Source organism: Tepidimonas sp. HKU77, from assembly GCF_049728535.1.
Taxonomy (GTDB): domain Bacteria; phylum Pseudomonadota; class Gammaproteobacteria; order Burkholderiales; family Burkholderiaceae_C; genus Tepidimonas.
In genome coordinates this window covers 459,394-477,261 of the sequence record NZ_CP187300.1, presented here as the reverse complement: position 1 = coordinate 477,261, position 17,868 = coordinate 459,394, and the positions used below count along the sequence as shown (strand labels likewise).

The 17,868-nt window shown below is 69.3% G+C and carries 18 protein-coding genes and 1 tRNA gene; 8 read left to right on the top strand and 11 right to left on the bottom strand.

The genetic code is table 11. The annotated features are described in order from the left end of the window. The first annotated feature begins 18 nt into the window (after positions 1–18). Genes ACPP3B_RS02210 through ACPP3B_RS02190 form a run of 5 tightly spaced genes read left to right on the top strand, consistent with a single transcriptional unit; the run spans position 19 to position 4,243 of the window. Positions 19–1,476, top strand: a complete 1,458-nt coding sequence (locus ACPP3B_RS02210) for a M16 family metallopeptidase (RefSeq protein ID WP_424859586.1) — start codon at positions 19–21, stop codon at positions 1,474–1,476. Further along, the gene (locus ACPP3B_RS02205; RefSeq protein WP_424859585.1) at positions 1,473–2,813 is read left to right on the top strand and encodes a M16 family metallopeptidase; all 1,341 of its coding nucleotides are present in this window, start codon (positions 1,473–1,475) and stop codon (positions 2,811–2,813) included. The genes ACPP3B_RS02210 and ACPP3B_RS02205 overlap by 4 nt, the downstream gene beginning before the upstream one ends. Next, positions 2,810–3,421, top strand: coding sequence for a 16S rRNA (guanine(966)-N(2))-methyltransferase RsmD (gene rsmD / locus ACPP3B_RS02200; RefSeq protein ID WP_424859584.1), 612 nt, complete (start codon positions 2,810–2,812; stop codon positions 3,419–3,421). The genes ACPP3B_RS02205 and rsmD overlap by 4 nt, the downstream gene beginning before the upstream one ends. Beyond that, entirely contained in the window at positions 3,418–3,927 is a 510-nt protein-coding gene (gene coaD / locus ACPP3B_RS02195) for a pantetheine-phosphate adenylyltransferase (protein ID WP_424859583.1), read from the top strand. The genes rsmD and coaD overlap by 4 nt, the downstream gene beginning before the upstream one ends. A gap of 34 nt (positions 3,928–3,961) precedes the next feature. Further along, on the top strand, positions 3,962–4,243 hold the full coding sequence (locus ACPP3B_RS02190) for a YfhL family 4Fe-4S dicluster ferredoxin (protein ID WP_299020378.1): 282 nt from the start codon (positions 3,962–3,964) through the stop codon (positions 4,241–4,243). A 19-nt stretch (positions 4,244–4,262) separates the two neighbouring features. Here ACPP3B_RS02190 and pth read toward each other — a convergent pair whose 3' ends face one another. The 7 genes from pth to ACPP3B_RS02155 form a co-directional block, all read right to left on the bottom strand. Then, entirely contained in the window at positions 4,263–4,922 is a 660-nt protein-coding gene (gene pth / locus ACPP3B_RS02185; RefSeq protein WP_299020381.1) for an aminoacyl-tRNA hydrolase, read from the bottom strand. A 120-nt stretch (positions 4,923–5,042) separates the two neighbouring features. Continuing rightward, the gene (locus ACPP3B_RS02180; protein ID WP_299020384.1) at positions 5,043–5,669 is read right to left on the bottom strand and encodes a 50S ribosomal protein L25/general stress protein Ctc; all 627 of its coding nucleotides are present in this window, start codon (positions 5,667–5,669) and stop codon (positions 5,043–5,045) included. A 126-nt stretch (positions 5,670–5,795) separates the two neighbouring features. After that, positions 5,796–6,770, bottom strand: coding sequence for a ribose-phosphate pyrophosphokinase (locus tag ACPP3B_RS02175; protein WP_299020387.1), 975 nt, complete (start codon positions 6,768–6,770; stop codon positions 5,796–5,798). A 39-nt stretch (positions 6,771–6,809) separates the two neighbouring features. Continuing rightward, a tRNA-Gln gene (locus ACPP3B_RS02170) sits at positions 6,810–6,886 on the bottom strand. A 63-nt stretch (positions 6,887–6,949) separates the two neighbouring features. Beyond that, a complete protein-coding gene (ispE, locus tag ACPP3B_RS02165) occupies positions 6,950–7,840 on the bottom strand; it encodes a 4-(cytidine 5'-diphospho)-2-C-methyl-D-erythritol kinase (RefSeq protein ID WP_424859582.1) in 891 nt (296 codons plus the stop codon). A gap of 8 nt (positions 7,841–7,848) precedes the next feature. Continuing rightward, complete coding sequence (locus ACPP3B_RS02160) at positions 7,849–8,367, bottom strand: lipoprotein insertase outer membrane protein LolB (protein WP_424859581.1); 519 nt, start codon at positions 8,365–8,367, stop codon at positions 7,849–7,851. Further along, entirely contained in the window at positions 8,364–9,809 is a 1,446-nt protein-coding gene (locus ACPP3B_RS02155; RefSeq protein WP_424859580.1) for a tetratricopeptide repeat protein, read from the bottom strand. The genes ACPP3B_RS02160 and ACPP3B_RS02155 overlap by 4 nt, the downstream gene beginning before the upstream one ends. 72 nt (positions 9,810–9,881) lie before the next feature. On the opposite strand from ACPP3B_RS02155, the gene mutM reads away from it, so the two are divergent. Further along, complete coding sequence (gene mutM, locus ACPP3B_RS02150) at positions 9,882–10,694, top strand: bifunctional DNA-formamidopyrimidine glycosylase/DNA-(apurinic or apyrimidinic site) lyase (protein ID WP_424859579.1); 813 nt, start codon at positions 9,882–9,884, stop codon at positions 10,692–10,694. A 5-nt stretch (positions 10,695–10,699) separates the two neighbouring features. Continuing rightward, positions 10,700–11,779 carry an A/G-specific adenine glycosylase gene (gene mutY / locus ACPP3B_RS02145; protein WP_424859578.1) on the top strand — a complete coding sequence of 360 codons (1,080 nt, stop codon included), beginning with the start codon at positions 10,700–10,702 and terminating at the stop codon, positions 11,777–11,779. Here mutY and rapZ read toward each other — a convergent pair. From rapZ to ACPP3B_RS02130, 3 genes are read right to left on the bottom strand one after another with little or no spacing between them, the layout of a single operon-like run. Beyond that, positions 11,737–12,684: an RNase adapter RapZ gene (gene rapZ / locus ACPP3B_RS02140; protein WP_424859577.1), complete on the bottom strand. Its 948-nt coding sequence runs from the start codon at positions 12,682–12,684 to the stop codon at positions 11,737–11,739. The genes mutY and rapZ overlap by 43 nt on opposite strands. Continuing rightward, positions 12,681–14,327 (bottom strand): DNA repair protein RecN, encoded by a 1,647-nt coding sequence (gene recN, locus ACPP3B_RS02135; protein WP_299022312.1) that lies wholly within the window; start codon positions 14,325–14,327, stop codon positions 12,681–12,683. The genes rapZ and recN overlap by 4 nt, the downstream gene beginning before the upstream one ends. A gap of 22 nt (positions 14,328–14,349) precedes the next feature. Next, positions 14,350–15,288: an NAD kinase gene (locus tag ACPP3B_RS02130; protein WP_424859576.1), complete on the bottom strand. Its 939-nt coding sequence runs from the start codon at positions 15,286–15,288 to the stop codon at positions 14,350–14,352. 30 nt (positions 15,289–15,318) lie between these two features. Here ACPP3B_RS02130 and hrcA point away from each other — a divergent pair, with 30 nt between their 5' ends. Further along, complete coding sequence (gene hrcA / locus ACPP3B_RS02125) at positions 15,319–16,341, top strand: heat-inducible transcriptional repressor HrcA (RefSeq protein WP_299022332.1); 1,023 nt, start codon at positions 15,319–15,321, stop codon at positions 16,339–16,341. Positions 16,342–16,366: 25 nt separating this feature from the next. On the opposite strand, the gene rmuC is transcribed toward hrcA, so the two are convergent. Beyond that, positions 16,367–17,848 (bottom strand): DNA recombination protein RmuC, encoded by a 1,482-nt coding sequence (rmuC, locus tag ACPP3B_RS02120; protein WP_424859575.1) that lies wholly within the window; start codon positions 17,846–17,848, stop codon positions 16,367–16,369. Between the last annotated feature and the right edge of the window lie 20 nt (positions 17,849–17,868).

Sequence of the window (17,868 nt, the reverse complement as noted above, 5' to 3'; positions counted from 1 at the left end):
TAGAATGATCGACATTCTATGAAACCCCATCTCATGATTGCGGCCTGGTACAGGTTCAGCATCGGTGACGGCGACGGGATTCGCCGCCGATTCGCGCGCTTGGGTGCGGCGCTGCTGTGGCTGGTCGGTGGCGCGGTGCTGCCGGTCACGGCCATGGCGGCCGAGGAGGCTGCCAACGCGCCGTCCTTGGCGCCACAGGCGCAGGTGTTGACCCTGGCCAATGGCCTGACCGTCATCGTTCAGCCCGACCGCCGCGCGCCCACGGCGGTCCAGATGCTGTGGCTGCGCGTGGGGTCGATGGATGAGCAGGACCACGAGTCCGGCGTGGCGCACGTGCTAGAGCACATGCTCTTCAAGGGCACGCCGACGGTACCGGAGGGCGAGTATTCACGCCGCATCGCCGCGCTGGGCGGGCGCGACAACGCCTTTACCTCGCACGACATGACGGCCTATCACGTGCAGCTGCCAGCGCCTCGGTTGCCGGAGGCGATGCGGCTGGAGGCCGACCGGATGATGAACAACACCTGGACCGACGAGGCGTTCCAGCGTGAGCTGGCCGTGGTGCAGGAAGAACGCCGCCAGCGTATCGAGGACGAGCCGCGCGCGCAGCTCTACGAGCAGTTCAACGCCATGGCCTGGGTGGCGCATCCCTACCGGCGGCCGGTGATCGGCTGGATGGGCAACTTGCAGGCGTTGCAGCCCGAGACCGTGCGTGACTTCTACCGGCGCTGGTACGTGCCGGGCAACGCGGCGTTGGTGGTGGTGGGCGACGTGGACGTGGCGCAGGTGCTTGCCTGGGCGCAGGCGACGTTTGGCACGTGGCCCGCCCGCGCCGTGCCGGCACGCACGCCCGACGCCGAGCCGCCGCAGCGCGGCGTGCGCCGCTTCGAATGGCAGGCTCGCACGCCGCAACCCGCGCTGGTGATGGGCTGGCGCGTGCCGCGGCTGGCGCACCCCGATGCGACCGATGAGGAGGCAAACGATGCGCTGGCGCTGGTGTTGCTGGCCGGCGTGCTCGACGGCCATCCGGGCGCGCGGCTGGAGCGCGTGCTGGTGCAGGGGCAGGGTGGCCCGCGTCTGGCCGATGCGGTGAGCGCATCGTATGGCTTGGCCGCGCGCGGGCCGGAGTCGTTCGTGCTGAGCGCCACGCCGCGGCAGGGGGTGCCAGTCGAGGCCGTGGAAGCCGCGTTGAAGGCCGAGATCGCGCGCGTCGCGCGCGACGGGGTGAGCGAGGCTGAGCTGCAGCGTGTCAAGACGCAGTGGATGGCCAGCGAGATCTACGCGCTCGATTCGATGTTCGCGCAAGCGCGCGCGCTGGGCATGCATTGGGTGTTGGGCTGGCCGGTGGATGCCAACCAGCGACTGTTGGCGCGCTTGCAGCGCGTCGGCACCGAGGACGTGCGCCGGGTGGCGCAGCGCTACTTCCAGGACGAGCGGCTCACCGTCGGCGTGCTGCGGCCGGAGGCAGGGTCATGAGCGCGCGGCATCGGAGGTGGGGTTGGTGGCTCGCGGCCTGCCTGTGGCTGGTGGCGGCTGCGGCACAGGCGGCGCTGCCCATCGAGCACTGGGTGCGGCCCGATGGCGCGCGCCTATACTGGGTGCGCATCGACGCGTTGCCGATGGTCGATGTGCGCGTGGAGTTCGACGGCGGCAGCCGACGCGATCCTGCGGGACAGGCGGGGCTGGCGGCCGCGACGGCGCTGATGCTGGGCCGCGGGGTGCTGGCCCACGACGGCCAGCCGGCGCTCGACGAAAATGCGTTGTCCGATGCCTGGGCCGACCTGGGGGCGCAGTGGAGCGCGACGGCGACCCTCGATCGTTTCAGCGTGTCGCTGCGCACGCTCACGCGCCCCGATCTGCTGGAGGGCGCCGTGGCGCTGGCGGCGCGGCAGTTGGCGGCACCGTCGTTCGACGCCGCCGTGTGGGCGCGCGAGCGCGAGCGGCTGATCGGGGCGTGGCGCGAGGCGCAGACGCAACCCGACACCGTGGCGCGTCAGCACTTCCATCGGGCGGTCTATCGGGGACACCCGTATGGCTGGGAAGCCACGCCCGAGACCTGGGCTGCCATCGACCGTGCGGCGCTCCAGGCCTTTTACCGGCGCCATGTCCGCCCCTGCGACGCGCGCGTCACGGTCGTGGGGGCGGTGACACGCGCGCAAGCCGACGCGATTGGCGAGCGCTTGCTGCGCGGACTGGCGCCGCACGGCTGCACGCCGCTGCCCGCCGTGCCGGAAGTGGCGCCGCTTGCGCAAGCGCAGACGCTGTCCGTGCCCTTCCCGGGCGCGGCACAGGCGCAGGTCTGGGTGGGGGCGCCCGGTATCGCGCGCAACGATCCGGATTTTCTAGCGCTGCAGCTGGCCAACCACATCCTGGGCGGCGGGGGCTTTACCTCGCGCCTGATGCGCGAGATCCGCGAGCAGCGCGGGCTGACTTATGGCGTATACAGCTACTTTCTGGCCGGGCGGCACGCCGGTGCGTTTACCGTGGCGCTGCAGACCCGGCCCGAGCAGGCCGCGATCGCGGTGCAGTTGGTGCACGAGTCGCTGCGGCGCTTCACGCGCGAGGGGCCGACCGACGACGAGCTGGCCGCGGCCAAGGAGGCGCTCATCAACGGGTTTGCGCTGCGGCTGGACAGCAACCGCAAGGTGCTCGATCAGGTGGCCGCGATCGCGTGGTCGGACCTGCCGTTGGACGAGCTCGAGACCTGGACCGCGCGCGTGGCCGCCGTGGACCGGGAGACCCTGGTGCGCGCGTGGCGCCGTGTCATCGACCCGGATCGGATGGTGACCGTGGTCGTGGGAGGGCAGCCGTGACGGGGCGCGCGCGCCGCACGTCGCCCACGGGCGAGGTGCGCATCATTGGTGGGCGCTGGCGCCGCTCGCGCCTGCCGGTGGGTGACGTGCCTGGGCTGCGACCAACGCCCGACCGCGTGCGCGAAACCCTGTTCAATTGGCTGGGGCAGGACTTGAGCGGTTGCCGCTGCATCGATGCCTTTGCCGGCAGCGGCGCGCTGGGGCTGGAGGCCGCTTCACGCGCCGCTGCCGAGGTGGTGCTGATCGAGCGCTCGCCGGTCCTGCAGGCCGCCTTGCGCGCCAACGTGCAGCGGCTCGGGGCGGAGACGGTGCGCGTCGTGGGTGGCGATGCCTTGGCCGTCCTGGCCGGGTTGCCCGCGGCGGCATGGGACGTGGTGTTTCTCGACCCCCCGTTCGACGATGCCCACAGCGGGGGTGAGCGCCTGACGAGGGCGGCGCTGCAGGCCGCGCAGCGCCTGCTGCGGCCCGGTGGATGGGCGTATCTGGAAGCGCCGCGCGCCTGGGGCGAGCCGGAGTTGACGGCGCTCGGCTGGCGGCTGCACCGCCACTTGCGCGCGGGTGCGGTGCACGCCCACTTGTTGCAACCGATGGATAATCCCGTCCCATGACAGTGGCGATCCCTGCAGTGCGCACTGCCGTCTATAGCGGCACGTTCGACCCCATCACCTTGGGCCACGAGGATGTCATCCGCCGCGCGGCGGGGTTGTTCGACCGCTTGATCGTGGCGGTGGCGGTTGCCCACCACAAGCGGACCTTGTTTACCCTGGAAGACCGGCTGGCCATGGCAGCGCAGGCCCTCGCCGACTGCCCCGGCGTGCAGGTGTTGCCGTTCGACGGGCTGATCATGGACTTTTGCCGCACGCACGGCGCGCTGGCCGTGGTGCGCGGCATCCGCAACCTGACCGACTTCGACTACGAGGCGCAGATGGCGGCCATGAACGCCAAGCTCTTGCCCACGGTGCAAACGGTGTTTTTGCTGCCGCAACCGCCGGTGCAGTGTATTTCCAGTACTCTCGTGAGAGAAATCGCCAAACTGGGTGGAGAGGTGTCGGGCATGGTCAACCCCATCGTCGCGCAGCGCTTGCGGCAGGCCACCGCAGCCCAGGCATCTTGACCGACGGTCGGCCATTTGGCGACAGGAGCGTGGCATGGCCCTGACCATCACCGACGAATGCATCAACTGCGACGTGTGCGAGCCCGAGTGCCCCAACCAGGCCATCTCGATGGGCGAGGAACACTACGTCATCGATCCCGGCCGCTGCACCGAGTGCGTGGGGCATTTCGATGAGCCGCAGTGCGTACAGGTGTGCCCGGTGAGCTGCATCCCTATCCACCCCGATTTCGTGGAAGACCGCGAGACGCTGTGGCAGAAGTACCGCCGCTTGCAGGCGGCCAAAGAGGCGGCCAAGGCCACGGGCGTCGCGGGTTGAGGGCCGGGCGCGTGCCGATTCAGCGCGGTGCCGCGCCGTGCTCGCCCGCATCGCCGGACGGCGGGCGCTGATCGGCGGCAGAAGGACGCGGTGGCTTGGCGCGCGGGGGCTGGCTGGTGTGGATGGCGCTGGTGGCCTTGGCGACGTCGCCGGCCAGCAACGAAGGCAGGGCGCGCGCCGCGCGCTCGATGGCGGCGTCGATCGCCTGCCGCTGCTCCAGCGGCGGTTTGCGCAGCACCCAGTGCACCACTTCGGCCTTGACACCTGGATGACCGATGCCCAGCCGCAGCCTCCAGTAGTCGGCGCTGCCGAGCTGCGCGTGGATGTCGCGCAGGCCGTTGTGTCCCGCATGGCCGCCGCCGCGCTTGAGCCGGGCGTCGCCCGGCGGTAGGTCCAGCTCGTCGTGTGCGACGAGGATATGTTCTGGCGCCACCTTGAAAAACCGCGCCAGTGCCGCCACCGCCTGGCCCGATCGGTTCATGTACGTGGTCGGCTTGAGCAGCCACAGCGGCTGGCCCTCGAATTGGGTACGTCCCACCAGACCGAAATACGCGCGCTCGGGGTGCAGCGTGACGCGCAGGTCCTGCGCGACGCGGTCGATCCACCACCACCCCGCGTTGTGGCGGGTGTCTTCGTATTCCGGGCCTGGGTTGCCCAGGCCGACCAGCAGCTTGATCATGAGTGCTTGGCAGGGTTGGGCGCATCGGCACCCCAGACGTGAAAAGGCCCGCACGCGGCGGGCCTCCATTGTGCCGGGTTCGTGGGGCCAAGGGGCGCTCGAGCGCGCCGCCCGCGGGCATCACTTCTTGCCTTTTTTGCCCTTCTTGTCGTCGGCCGCCGCGGCTTGCGGCGCGGTCACCACTTCTTCCACCGGCTCCACCACCGTGGCAATGGTGGGATTGGGCTTGCCGTGGGTGACGATCTTGACGCCCGGGGCCAGCTTGAGGTCGCTGGCGTGCAGGCTTTGGCCCTTGTGCAGCTGGCTCAGGTCGACTTCGATGAAGTCGGGCAGTTGGGTGGCCAGGCACTCGATTTCGATTTCGGTCAGCACGTGGTTGATCAGGCACTTGTCGGCCTTGACCGCGGGCGACTGCTCGGCGTTGACGAAGTGCAGCGGCACCTTCTTGCGCAGGCGGGTATTGTCGTCCACGCGCTGGAAGTCCACGTGCAGCACTTGGGGCTTGTAGGGGTGGTACTGCACGTCGCGCAGCACGACCTTGGTGGTTTGCCCGCCCAGCTCCATCTCGAGGATGGAGGTGTGGAAGGCTTCCTTCTGGATGGCTTGCCACAGCGCGTTGTGGTCCAGCTCGATGGCCTGTGGCTCGGCGCCACCACCATAGACGATGCCGGGGGTCTTGCCGGCGTTGCGCAGGCGGCGGCTCGCACCCGTGCCCTGCTGTTGGCGCTCGAAAGCGACGAATTTCATCTCGATGACTCCAAACATGCGTGGGGTGACCGCGACCAGTGCACCCCGGTTGCAAAAAACCGCCCCGTAGGCGGCGGGTGACCGGATGCCGCGTCAGCGCCGCATCCGGGGTGACGCCTCGCGGCGTCAGGCCTGGTTTTCCATCTCCGCCAGAAACTCCATGACCGAGTCACCGCTGGCGATGCGGGCGATGGTCTCGGCCATCAGTGGTGCGACGGTGAGCGCGCGGATCTTGCCGCAGGCGCGCGCCGCATCGCTGAGCGGGATGGAGTTGGTCACGACCAGCTCGTCGAGCGCATCGCCACGCGCCACGCGCTCGACCGCCGGGCCGGACAAAATCGGGTGGGTGACGTAGGCAAACACCTTGGCCGCGCCGCGCTCCTTGAGCACCTCGGCGGCCTTGACCAGGGTGCCCGCGGTGTCGACCATATCGTCCATGATGACGCAGTGGCGGCCCTCGATGTCACCGATGACGTGCATGACCTCCGACACGTTCGGTTTGGGACGCCGCTTGTCGATAATGGCCATGTCGCAGTCGAGCTGCTTGGCCAGCGCCCGCGCGCGCACCACGCCGCCGACGTCGGGCGAGACGACCAGCAGGTTGGGGTAGTTCTTTTGCCGCAGGTCGCCCAGCAGCACAGGCGAAGCGTAGATGTTGTCGACCGGGATGTCGAAAAAACCCTGGATCTGGTCGGCGTGCAGGTCCATCGTCAGCACGCGCTCCACGCCGACCACCTGCAGCATGTTGGCCACTACCTTGGCGCTGATGGGCACGCGGCTCGAGCGCGGGCGGCGGTCCTGGCGCGCGTAGCCGAAGTAGGGGATGACGGCCGAGATACGAGCGGCCGATGCCCGCTTGAGCGCGTCGACCATGATGACGAGCTCCATGAGGTTCTCGTTGGTCGGCGGGCAGGTGGGCTGGATGATGAAAATGTCGCGTGCGCGGACGTTTTGGCCGATTTGAACGGTTACCTCACCATCCGAGAAGCGGCCCACGTGGGCATTGCCCAAGGTGGTGCCCAGGTATTGGGCGATCTCGGCGGCCAGTGCCGGGTTGGCATTGCCGGTGAAAAGCATGAAATCGGGGGCGTGCGCTGACATCGAGCGTTCCATGGTGTGACCGGCACTGGGAAAGAGATTTGGCAGGGGAGGAAGGATTCGAACCCTCGCATGTCGGAATCAAAATCCGATGCCTTAACCAACTTGGCGACTCCCCTACACAGGCTCACCGCTGACGCGGCGCGCCCCATGCAGCGTTGCTGTGTCAGCAGCAACAAGACTCATATTATAGCGTCTTTTTGCCACCCGACCAGCGGATGTTCTGACAACCCGTTGCAGATCCGCACCTGCCAACCGTCCGGCCAGTCGGCCTGCTCGACGGCCTGGGCGTCCGCATCGCTGGTGAGCACGGCAAAAACCGCGCTGCCAGAACCGGTCATGCGGGCCGACAAACCCAGCCGGCCGAGTCGCTGGAGTGCGGCGCCGACGTCGGGACACAGGCGAACCGCCACGGGTTGCATCACGTTGGCGCCCCACAAGCACCCTGGGGTCGCGTTGCAGGCGTCAACGAAGTCCTGCATTATAGCGCGGGGCGTGTCGCGTTCGAGATCGGGGGCCTGGTAAATGGCGGCGGTGCGGGTGCCGGCGCGCGGCTTGACCACGGCGTAGCGCGCAGGCGGCAGCTCGAGTGGGGTCAGGCGCTCACCGATACCCTCGACCCAGGCGTTGCGGCCGCCCAGGAAGAACGGCACGTCGGCGCCCAGTCGCGCGCCCAGCTCGATCAACGCGCGGTGTGGCCAGTTCAGGCCCCAGAGGCGATCGAGCGCGATCAGCGTGCTGGCGGCGTCACTGGAGCCGCCCCCCAGCCCGGCTTGTTGTGGGATGCGCTTTTCCAGCACGATGTGCGCTCCCAGCGGGCAGCCGCTGGCGGCGCGCAGCGCGCGCGCCGCGCGCAGGCACAGATCATCCTCGGGCAGCGCGGGCCCGTCGGTGGTGTGCAGATCCTCGCGCGAGAGCTGACCGTCGCGGCGCAGCTCGAAGTGCAGTGTGTCGGCCCAGTCGATCAGGCGAAACACCGACTGCAGTTCGTGATATCCATCGGCGCGCCGGCCGGTCACGTGCAGAAACAGGTTGAGCTTGGCAGGAGCGGGGACGTCGAGCAGTCGTTGCATGGAGGGGATCAGGGTTGCCAGATCAGCCGCAGGTCGGCCGCTGGGGGCGGATCGCTGCGCCGCAGGCGCAGCCGTCCTGTGGGCTGCTGCGACAGATCGACCTGCCAGCCCGGGGCCTCGTGGGGGACGCCGCGCAACCAGGCAAACAGCGCGGTGACAGGCACCGGTGTGCCGATCAAGTCGGCGGTGAGCGCATCCAGCCCGTCATAAGGGCGTGGGTCTGTGTCGCGTCGCTCGACCCAGGCACCGCTGCCGTCCCAACGGATCGTGGCCAGGGTCTGACCCAGGGGCGTGGACAGGCGCAGCTCGCCCTGCGCGGGCGTGCCGCTGAGCTCGAAGCCGGCCGACCAGTGTTGCGGCGGATCGGTGGCCAGGGACAGCGCCAGCCGTCCACTCCAGTGGGATGCGGCCGATGGTTTAGACGGCGCTGGCGGTGGCGGCGTGGCGCAGCCTGCCAAGAGGGCGACGGCGACCGCCGCCACCACCCCGCGCCAGCGCGCACGAGGGGACAGCAGAGCCAGACTCACGGTTGGACGCCGAGGCGCTGCAGCGTCTCGGTCAGGGTGCGGTTGCGGGCGTCAAGGGCAAGGCCCTGACGCCAGACGGTCAGCGCCTCTTCGCGCTCACCCAGCATCCACAGCACCTCGCCCAGGTGAGCGGCGATCTCGGCATCCGGGCGCTGCTGCATGGCTTGCGTGAGCAGTCGTCGCGCCTCGGGCCAATTGCCCAGACGGTATTCCACCCAGCCTAGGCTGTCGATGATGTAGGCGTCGTCCGGCGCGCGGCGCAGCGCTTCCTCGATCAGCGCCTTGGCCTCGGTCAGGCGCACGCCACGGTCGGCCAGGGCGTAGCCCAGCGCGTTGTAGGCGTGCGCGTCGTCGGGTTTGCGCGCGATGACGGCCCGCAGCAGCCGCTCCATCTCGTCGAGCCGACCGGTGCGCTCGGCCACCATCGCCAGCTCATACTGCAGATCGGGGTCGTCGGGCGTGTCGCGCAGGGCCTGGGTCAGCACGTCATACGCGGCTTGCGGCTGGTCTTGGTCGCGCAGCAGCCGCGCTTCGGCGATCAGCAGGCGGCGCCGTTCGTCCGGGCGCGCCGTACGGGTGTGCTGCAGTACCGCGCGCGCCTCGGCCATGCGCCCGCGCTCGGCCAGCGCTTGGGCATAGCTGATGGCGACCACCGGATCGGTGTCGGTGGCGTTGCGGGTCGCATGCAAGTAGCGCTGCACCAGAGGTTCGGCTTCTTCTGGGCGGCGTTCGAGCAGCTCCACGGCCAGCAAAGCACCCGCGGCGGCGCGCGGGGCGGCCTGGATGGCTTGGCGCGCGGCGTGCAATGCCTGTTCATCGTCGCCGGCTTGGCGATGCACGCGCCCGAGCGCGGCCCACGCCGCTGCCGAGGTCGGGGCCTCGCGCAAAAAAGGCTCGAGTGCGGTTTGGGCAGCGGCCACCGCCTCGGCCTTGTCCGACGCGCGCGCCAGCAGCGAGGGGATCACGGCAATCAGCGCAGGGCGTTGCGGCGCCGGGGTGGCGCGTATCCAGTCGCGCAGGACCGGGCCCGCCTCGCGTACCCGCTGCAGCCCGAGCAGTAATTGCAGTTCGGTGCGGCGCGCTTCGTCGTCGGCAGGCAGGCGTTGCCGCCATTCACGCACCGCGGACAGCGCCGCTTGTGGTGCGCGACCCTGCAGCGCGATTTCCATCGCGCGCCGAAAGAGCTCCGGGTGGCCAGTGCGTCGGGCCACTTCCAGGATGATGGAGTAGGCCGCGCCCGGGTCGTGGCGGCGTTGCAGTTCGGCGATCAGCAGTTGATAAAACAGCTCCGCATCGAGCCCCGAGGGGGCGGTGTCGGGCCTCGACGCTGGTGCGCCAGCGATGGGCAGCGCGGGTTGCCCAGCCGGTTGGGCGAGCGCCGGCGGCAGCGCCAAGCCGGCGAGCAGCCAGAGGATGACGAGCGGGGAGCGCAGGCGCGGCATGGACGGTCCGATCGGGGGTGTGCTCGGTTGATGATAATGCAGTGCGTCCATTTCCTCGTTCCGTGAGTCGTCATGCCCGAGTTGCCCGAAGTCGAAGTGACCCGATTGCGCATCGCCGACCGGTTGGCGGGGGCGCGCATCGAGGCCGTGTGCTGCGGGCTTCCGCTGCGCTGGCCGCTGGGGGTGGAGCCACCAGCGCTGGTGGGCCGTCGCGTGCAGGCGGTGCGGCGGCGTGGCAAGTACTTGCTGATCGAATTGGAGGTCGGTTGGCTGCTGGTGCACCTGGGCATGTCGGGCAGCCTGACGTGGTTGACGCAGCCGCCACCGCCAGGCCGACATGATCATTTCGATCTGGTGACCGACCGCGGCACGCTGCGCCTGCACGATCCGCGCCGGTTCGGGGCCGTGGTCTATGCGCACGCGCTCGACGCCCCGGTGGCGCAGCGGCTGTTGGGCGGGCTGGGGGTCGAGCCGCTGGACGAGGCGTTCGACCCAGTGCGTTTTCATGCCGCGTTGCGCCGGCGGCGCGCAGCCATCAAGAGCGTGCTGCTGGCCGGCGACGTGGTGGTGGGCGTGGGCAACATCTACGCCAGCGAAGCCCTGTTTTTGGCGGGCATCCGTCCGACTACGCCCGCGATGCGCATCAGCCGCGCGCGGGCCCAGCGACTGCATGCGGCGATCCGGCAGGTGCTGCAACGCGCGCTGGCCGTGGGGGGCAGCACGCTGCGGGATTTTCGCGCTGACGGGCAGGATGGGCACTTTCAGCTCGAGACGTGGGTCTATGGCCGCGCGGGCCAGCCGTGCCGAATCTGTGGTCAACCGATTCGTGTGATGCGTCAAGGGCAGCGCTCGACGTACTACTGCGCACATTGTCAGACGCGCTGAAACCCATGGATTTTTTTTCGCGCGTGGTGGCCTGGCAGCGCGTGCATGGCCGCCGGGGGCTGCCGTGGCAAGGCAGCCGCGACCCTTATCGAGTCTGGCTGTCCGAAGTGATGCTACAGCAGACGCAAGTCGCCACCGTGCTGCGCTATTACGAGCGTTTCTTGCAGCGTTTTCCAGACGTGTACACGCTCGCCGCCGCGTCGCTGGACGAGGTGTTGGCGCTCTGGAGCGGCCTGGGCTACTACAGCCGCGCGCGCCACTTGCATGCGTGTGCAAAGGCTGTGGTGCAACACCATGGCGGGGTGTTTCCTGCGACGGCCGATGCGCTGGCGACGCTGCCAGGCATCGGGCCATCCACGGCAGCTGCCATCGCCGCGTTTTGCTGGGGTGAGCGCCGCTCGATCCTGGACGGCAACGTGCGGCGGGTGCTGGCACGCGTGTGGGCCGATGCAGGCCCGGACGCGGCCGCGCATCGGTGGTGGTGGAACACCGCGCAGGCGCTGGTGCCCGCCGATGCGTCGGCCGATGACATGGCGGCGTACACGCAGGGCTTGATGGATCTGGGCGCGACGGTGTGTACCCGAACACGGCCGCGCTGTGCCGATTGCCCTGTGGCCACGCTATGCGCAGGCCACGCCAGCGGCGAGCCGACCCGCTGGCCGGCGCGCACGCCCCGTCCGGCGCGCCGCACCGAGACCTGGTGGCTGCCCCTGTATGTGCGCGCGGATGGCGCCTGGTGGCTGCAACGTCGCCCGGCGCGTGGTATTTGGGCCGGGTTGTGGTCGCCGCCCGTGCTGCGCGAGGAGGCGGGGCTGCGCGCCTGGTTGGCGTCGCATCCCGACGTGCGTGCGCAGTGGGCACCGGTCATCGACCACGCGCTGACGCACCGCGACCTGCGTTTGCAGCCCGTGTGCTGCCGTGTGCCGCTGGCCGATGCGGCGGTGGCACCCAATGCGCCGGGCGTGCTGCCCGACCAGGGGGCATGGTGGGTCCCGGCTGACGCGTTTGCGCTCGGCTTGCCAGCTCCGGTGCGTGCGTGGCTTCAGGCGCTGGGGGCGGGTGAGCGCACGTCCAGCTCGCGGTGACGGCGCTGCACCGACCACTGGGGAGCGAAGTGCGCGGCCAGCCGCTCGACCAGATAGACCGAGCGGTGCTGCCCGCCGGTGCAGCCGATGGCCACCGTGACGTAGCTGCGGTGATCGCGCACCAGGCGCGGCAGCCAATGCTCCAGAAAGCGGGTGATGTGCGTGCGCATCTCGGCGACCTCGGGTTCGGCCTCCAGATAGGCTGCCACCGCCGGGTCCAGCCCCGTCAGGGGCCGCAGTGCGGGATCGTAGTGGGGGTTGGGCAGCATGCGCACGTCGAACACGAAGTCGGCGTCCATCGGCACGCCACGTTTGAAGGCGAACGATTCGAACACCAGCGCCAGCGGCGCGGGGGTGCGCACCAGCAGCGACTTGACTTCGGTGCGCAACTGGGCAGCCTTGAGCTGGCTGGTGTCGATGACCAGGGCCCCTTCGCGCAGCGGTGCCAGCAACTCGCGCTCCAGCGCCAGTGCATCGACCAGCGCGCGTCGCTGGTCGGCGCTGTGGCGCACCGACAGCGGGTGCATGCGCCGCGTCTCGGAGTAGCGGCGGATCAGCACGTCGTCGCTGGCATCCAGAAACAGGATGGTGAGCGCCATGTCGCGCTCGCGCAGCGCGGCCAGCCGCTGCGGCAAGCCCGGCAGCGACGCGGCGCTGCGCACGTCGATCGCCACGGCCACCCGCTCGGCGTGGTGGCTGCGCTCGACGTCGATGAACGCCTCCAGCAGCTCCGGCGGCAGGTTGTCCACGCAGTAAAAGCCCGAGTCCTCCAACGCATGCAGGGCCACGGATTTGCCCGACCCCGACATGCCGGTGATGAGCACGAGCTGCAGCGGCCCACCCGCGGCAGGCGTCGTCTGCGGGGCGGCGTCGGCGTTGGGCGTGGGCTGGGTCGGTGGGTTCATGGCTGCAGCAGCTCCCGTGCGTGGGCCAGTGAGGTCTCCGAGCCGCTGCCGCCCAACATGCGCGCCAGCTCCTGGACGCGCGCGTCACCCTCCAGCGGCGTGACCAGGCTGACCGTGGCGCCGCCCTCGCGTGTCTTGCTCACGTGCAGGTGGTGATGGGCGCACGCGGCCACCTGGGGGAGGTGGGTGACAGCCAATACCTGGCGGTCGCCGCCTAACCGCGCCATCAACTGGCCCACCGTGTGCGCCACGGCACCGCCAATACCGCTGTCGATCTCGTCGAAGATCAGTGTGGGAGCCTCACCCAACTGGCTGGTGACGACCGCGATCGCGAGTGCGATGCGCGACAACTCACCGCCCGAGGCCACTTTGCCCACCGGGCGCGGCGTGGTGCCCGCGTGCCCTGCGACCAAAAACTCCACGCGCTCCAGCCCGCTGGCCTGCGGCTCGGGCAGCGGCTCCAGCCGCACCTCGAAGCGGCCACCGGCCATGCCCAAGCCTTGCATCGCCTCGGTGATGGCTGCGCCTAGCCTCGCGGCAGCGGGCTGCCGCGCTTGGGAGACGGCCTGCGCCTGCGCCAGGAAAGCGGCACGCGCCCGCTCAGCGCTGGCGCGCAGCGCATCCAGATCGGCTGCGCGTTGCAGCTCGCGCAGGCGGGCCTGCCAGTCCTGCCAGCGCTGGTGCAGCTCTTGCGGTGGGCAGCGGTAGCGGCGTGCCAGCGCCAGCCAGCGCGACAGGCGCTCGTCCAGGGCCGCCAGCGCGGCCGGGTCCAGTTCGGTGTGCGCGGCGTGGTGCTGCAAGTCGCGGCAGGCGTCGCTCACCTGGTCGAGTGCTTGCTGCAGCACGTCGGCCAGCTCGGCATAGCGGGGTTCGATGTGCGCCTGCTCGCGCAGCGCGTGGATGGCGCGACCCATCAGCCCGCTGGCGTTGATCTCGTCGCCGTCCAGCGCGGCCAGCGCGCTCTGCGCGGCGTCGATCAGCGTTTGCGCGTGCGCCAGCCGGGCGTGCTGGCGGTTGAGTTCGTCCCACTCGTCCGCCCCGGGCGCGAGCCGCGCCACCTCGTCGATTTGCCACTGCAGCCGCTCGCGTTCGGCGTCGCGCGTGGCTTGGCCCGCGATGGCGGCCTCCAGCGCCGCCTCGGCGCTGCGCCAGTCCAACCACGCCGCTTGCAGGGCCGAGGTGTCCAGCCGGGCGTAGCGGTCTAGCAAGTCGCGCACGCGGTCCGCCCGCGTCAGGCTCTGCCACGCGTGCTGGCCGTGGATGTCCACCAGGTATTCCCCCAGCGCCCGCAGCTGGGCGGCGGTGGCCGGGCTGCCGTGGATCCAGGCGCGGCTGCGGCCTTGCGCATCGACGGTGCGGCGCAGCAACACGGGTTCGCCCGCGGCCACCTCGAACCCCTGTTCGCGCAGCCAATCGAGGGCAGCGCGCGGCACGTCGAACTCACCTGCCACCTCGGCGCGCGCCGCGCCCTCACGCACCACGTGCGCTTCCGCGCGTCCGCCCAACAGCAGTTGGAGCGCATCGATCAGGATCGACTTGCCCGCTCCGGTTTCCCCGGTCAGGGCCGTGAATCCGGGGCCCAATTCCAGATCCAACGAGCGCACGATGACGAAGTCGCGTACCGCCAGCCGCAGCCAGCTCATGCCTCGGTCTCCTTGACGGGGGTCATGTGGCAACCCCTTCGTTCCAGTGCAGCTTGCGCCGCAGGGTATCGAAGTAGCTCCAGCCCACCGGGTGCAGCAGCCGCAGCGTGTGCACCGAGCGCCGTACCACAATGCGGTCGCCCGGCAGCAGGCTGGTAAACGTTTGCATGTCGAAGTGCGCGCTGGGTTCGCGTCCGGCGACCACTTCGATCACGATCTCGCCGTCGCTGGGCAGCACGATGGGGCGGTTGGACAGCGTGTGCGGCGCGATCGGCACCATCACCCAGCCGGCGATCGCGGGGTGCAACAGGGGGCCACCGGCCGACAGGGCGTAGGCGGTGGAACCCGTGGGCGAGGCGATGATGAGCCCATCGGCGCGCTGGTTGGCCACAAAGTGGCCATCGACCTCGACGCGCAGCTCGACCATGCTGGGGGCACCCCCGCGGTTGACCACCACGTCGTTCATGGCGATGGTCTCGAACACGCCATGCCCATCGCGCCAGACGCCGGCGTGCATGAGGGTGCGGCGCTCTTCCTCGTAAGCCCCGCGCAGCATGGGATGCAGGATGTCGGCGAACCGATCGAACGGAATGTCGGTGATGAACCCAAGCCGCCCCTGGTTGATTCCGATGAGGGGTACACCATAAGGCCCCAACTGGCGGCCGATGCCCAGCATGGTGCCATCACCCCCGACGACCAGTGCCAGGTCACAATGCGCGCCGATGCCCGCAACGTCGCGCGTGCCATCCCCCAGCGGGCCGATGTGGTGCGCCGTCTCTCGCTCCAGCGTCACCTCGCACCCTTGGTCGTGCAAAAAGTGCACGACCTGCTCCAGGGCCTCGCGGCTGCCACTGGCGTGGTATTTGCCCACCAGGGCCACGCGCTCAAAGCGCAACGCAGCACTGCCGTCCACGGACGCGACGGGCGATGCGGGCTGCACGGTGGGCGGTTTCATGCTCAAATTACAACACGAGAAAGCGACGGTGCCATGATGTTAGACGAGCGTTCCAAATTGCTGCTCAAGGCGTTGGTCGAGCGCTACATAGCGGACGGCCAGCCGGTGGGCTCGCGCACGCTGTCCAAGGCGGCCGGGCTCGATCTGTCGCCCGCAACGATCCGCAACGTGATGAGCGACCTGGAGGACTTGGGGCTGGTGGCCAGTCCCCACACCTCGGCCGGGCGCGTGCCGACACCGCGCGGCTACCGCTATTTCGTGGACACGATGCTGACCGTGCGGCGCGCCGAGCTGCCCACCATCGACGCCCTGCCCGCGCCGGCGTTGGCGGCCGACCAGCCGCGCCAAGTGCTCAGCCAGGCGGCGCAGCTACTGTCGCAGCTGTCGCACTTCGTGGGCGTGGTGCGGGTGCCGCGGCGGTCGGCCGTGTTTCGGCACATCGAATTTCTGCGTCTGTCGGAGCGCCGCGTGCTCGTTATTCTGGTCTCGCCCGACGGGGAGGTGCAAAACCGCATCCTGCACCCCCAGACGGAATTTACCCAAGATCAGCTGCAGTCGGCGGCCAACTACCTGAATGCGCACTACGCCGGGCTGGCGCTCGACGAGGTGCGTGCGCGCCTGCGCGACGAGGTGGATACCCTGCGCGGCGAGATTGCGGGGCTGATGGTCAAGGCGGTGGAGGCCGGCAGCGAGGCGGCCCAGACGGACGAGGTGGTGATCGCGGGCGAGCGCAACCTGCTGGAGGTCGACGACTTTGCGCGCGACATGAGCAATCTGCGTAAGCTGTTCGATTTGTTCGAGCAAAAAACCCAGGTCATGCGGCTGCTGGACATCTCGGCCCAGGCCGACGGGGTGAGCATTTTCATCGGTGGCGACAGCCAGGTGGTGCCATACGAAGAGCTCTCGGTGGTCAGCGCGCCGTATGAAGTCGACGGCCAAGTCGTGGGTACCTTGGGCGTCATCGGCCCGCAGCGCATGCCCTACGACCGCATGATCCAAATCGTCGACATTACCGCCAAGCTGGTCGGGCAAGCGCTCAGTCAGGGTCGGGGGGAGTGATCGCGCGAAGCCATTAGCAGTCTGCTCAGGCGGTATCGTCGTCCACTGCCAGCCAGTCGGTCGCGTCCAGTCCGGAGGGTGCGTCGGCTGGCAGCGCCTCCACGCCCCGCAGGCGGCGCTCGATGGCGCGTGTGCGCACGCCGATGTCGTCGAACTTGCGCGCCGCCTGGTCGATCGATTTGCGCGTGGCGTCGATGATCTGGCCGAATTTGCCAAACTCGGTCTTGACGCTGGCCAGGATGGCCCACACCTCGGACGAGCGCTTCTCGATCGCCAGCGTGCGAAAGCCCAGCCGCAGGCTGTTGAGCATGGCGGCCAACGTCGTGGGCCCTGCCAGCACGACGCGGCATTCGTTTTGTAGCGTCTCGACCATGCCGGGGATGCGGCAAGCCTCGGCGAACAGCCCCTCGGTGGGCAGGAACAGGATCGCGAAGTCAGTGGTCTTGGGGGGGTTGAGGTATTTTTCGCGGATTTTGCGCGCCTCGGCCTTGAGCGCACTGGCAAACGCCTGCGTCGCCCGGGCGATCGTGTCTTTGTCACCGCTGTCGTGCGCGTCCAGCAGCCGCTGATAGTCCTCCACCGGGTACTTGGAGTCGATCGGCAGCCACACCGTCTCCTGGTCGTGGCGCCCCGGCATCTTGATTGCGAACTCGACCAGCTCGTTGCTGCCCTCGACGGTGCGCACGTTGCGCTCGTATTGTTCGACGGTCAAGAGGCTGTCGATGAGCGCGCCCAGTTGCACCTCGCCCCACGTGCCGCGTGCGCGTACGTTGGTCATGACGCGCTTGAGGTCGCCCACGCTACCGGCCAGTTGCTTCATCTCGCCCAGGCCGGCGTGCACCTGCTCCAGCCGTTCGCTCACCAAGCGGAAGGAATCGCCCAGGCGCTGCTCCAGCGTGGCGTGTAGTTTTTCGTCGACGGTGCGGCGCATCTCCTCCAGCTTGGTGGTGTTGTCGGCTTGGATGGCCGCCAGCCGCTCGTTGAGCGCGGCACGCAGCTGCTCCGAGTTGTGCTGTGCCCCCTGCACCATCGCCTGCAACTGCTGTGCCACCGAATCCTGCAGCGCGGCAAACTGTCGGTGCATCAGGCCGCCCGTTGCTTCGAGCTGGTCCTTCAGGGCCTGCGACATCGCGCCCAACTGGGCGGAGACGTCGCGCTTGAGCGCTTCCAGCGTGGTCTGTGTGGCCTGCCCCAGTTCCTGTCGACCTTGGCGCGCTTCTTCCACGGTGCGGTCGAGTTTGGCGTCGAGCGTCTGGCGCGATGCCTCCAGCCGCTCGGCCGTGGCCGCCGTGAACTCATCGAGCCGGGTGTGCAGCCGCTCCACCCCGGCGTCGAGCCGGGCGCCCGTCTGCAGCAGCGCCTGCATTTGCTGCTCCAGCAGCCCCAGGCGGGCCGCCAAGTCGGCCGGTGTCTCGAAGCGCGGCCGACGCAGCAGCAGCACGAGCAGCAAAGCCACACCCAGCAGGCCCAGCCCGACGGCGGCCAGCAGCAAGGATTCGTTGGTCATGTCGGCATCCTCCCCAAGGG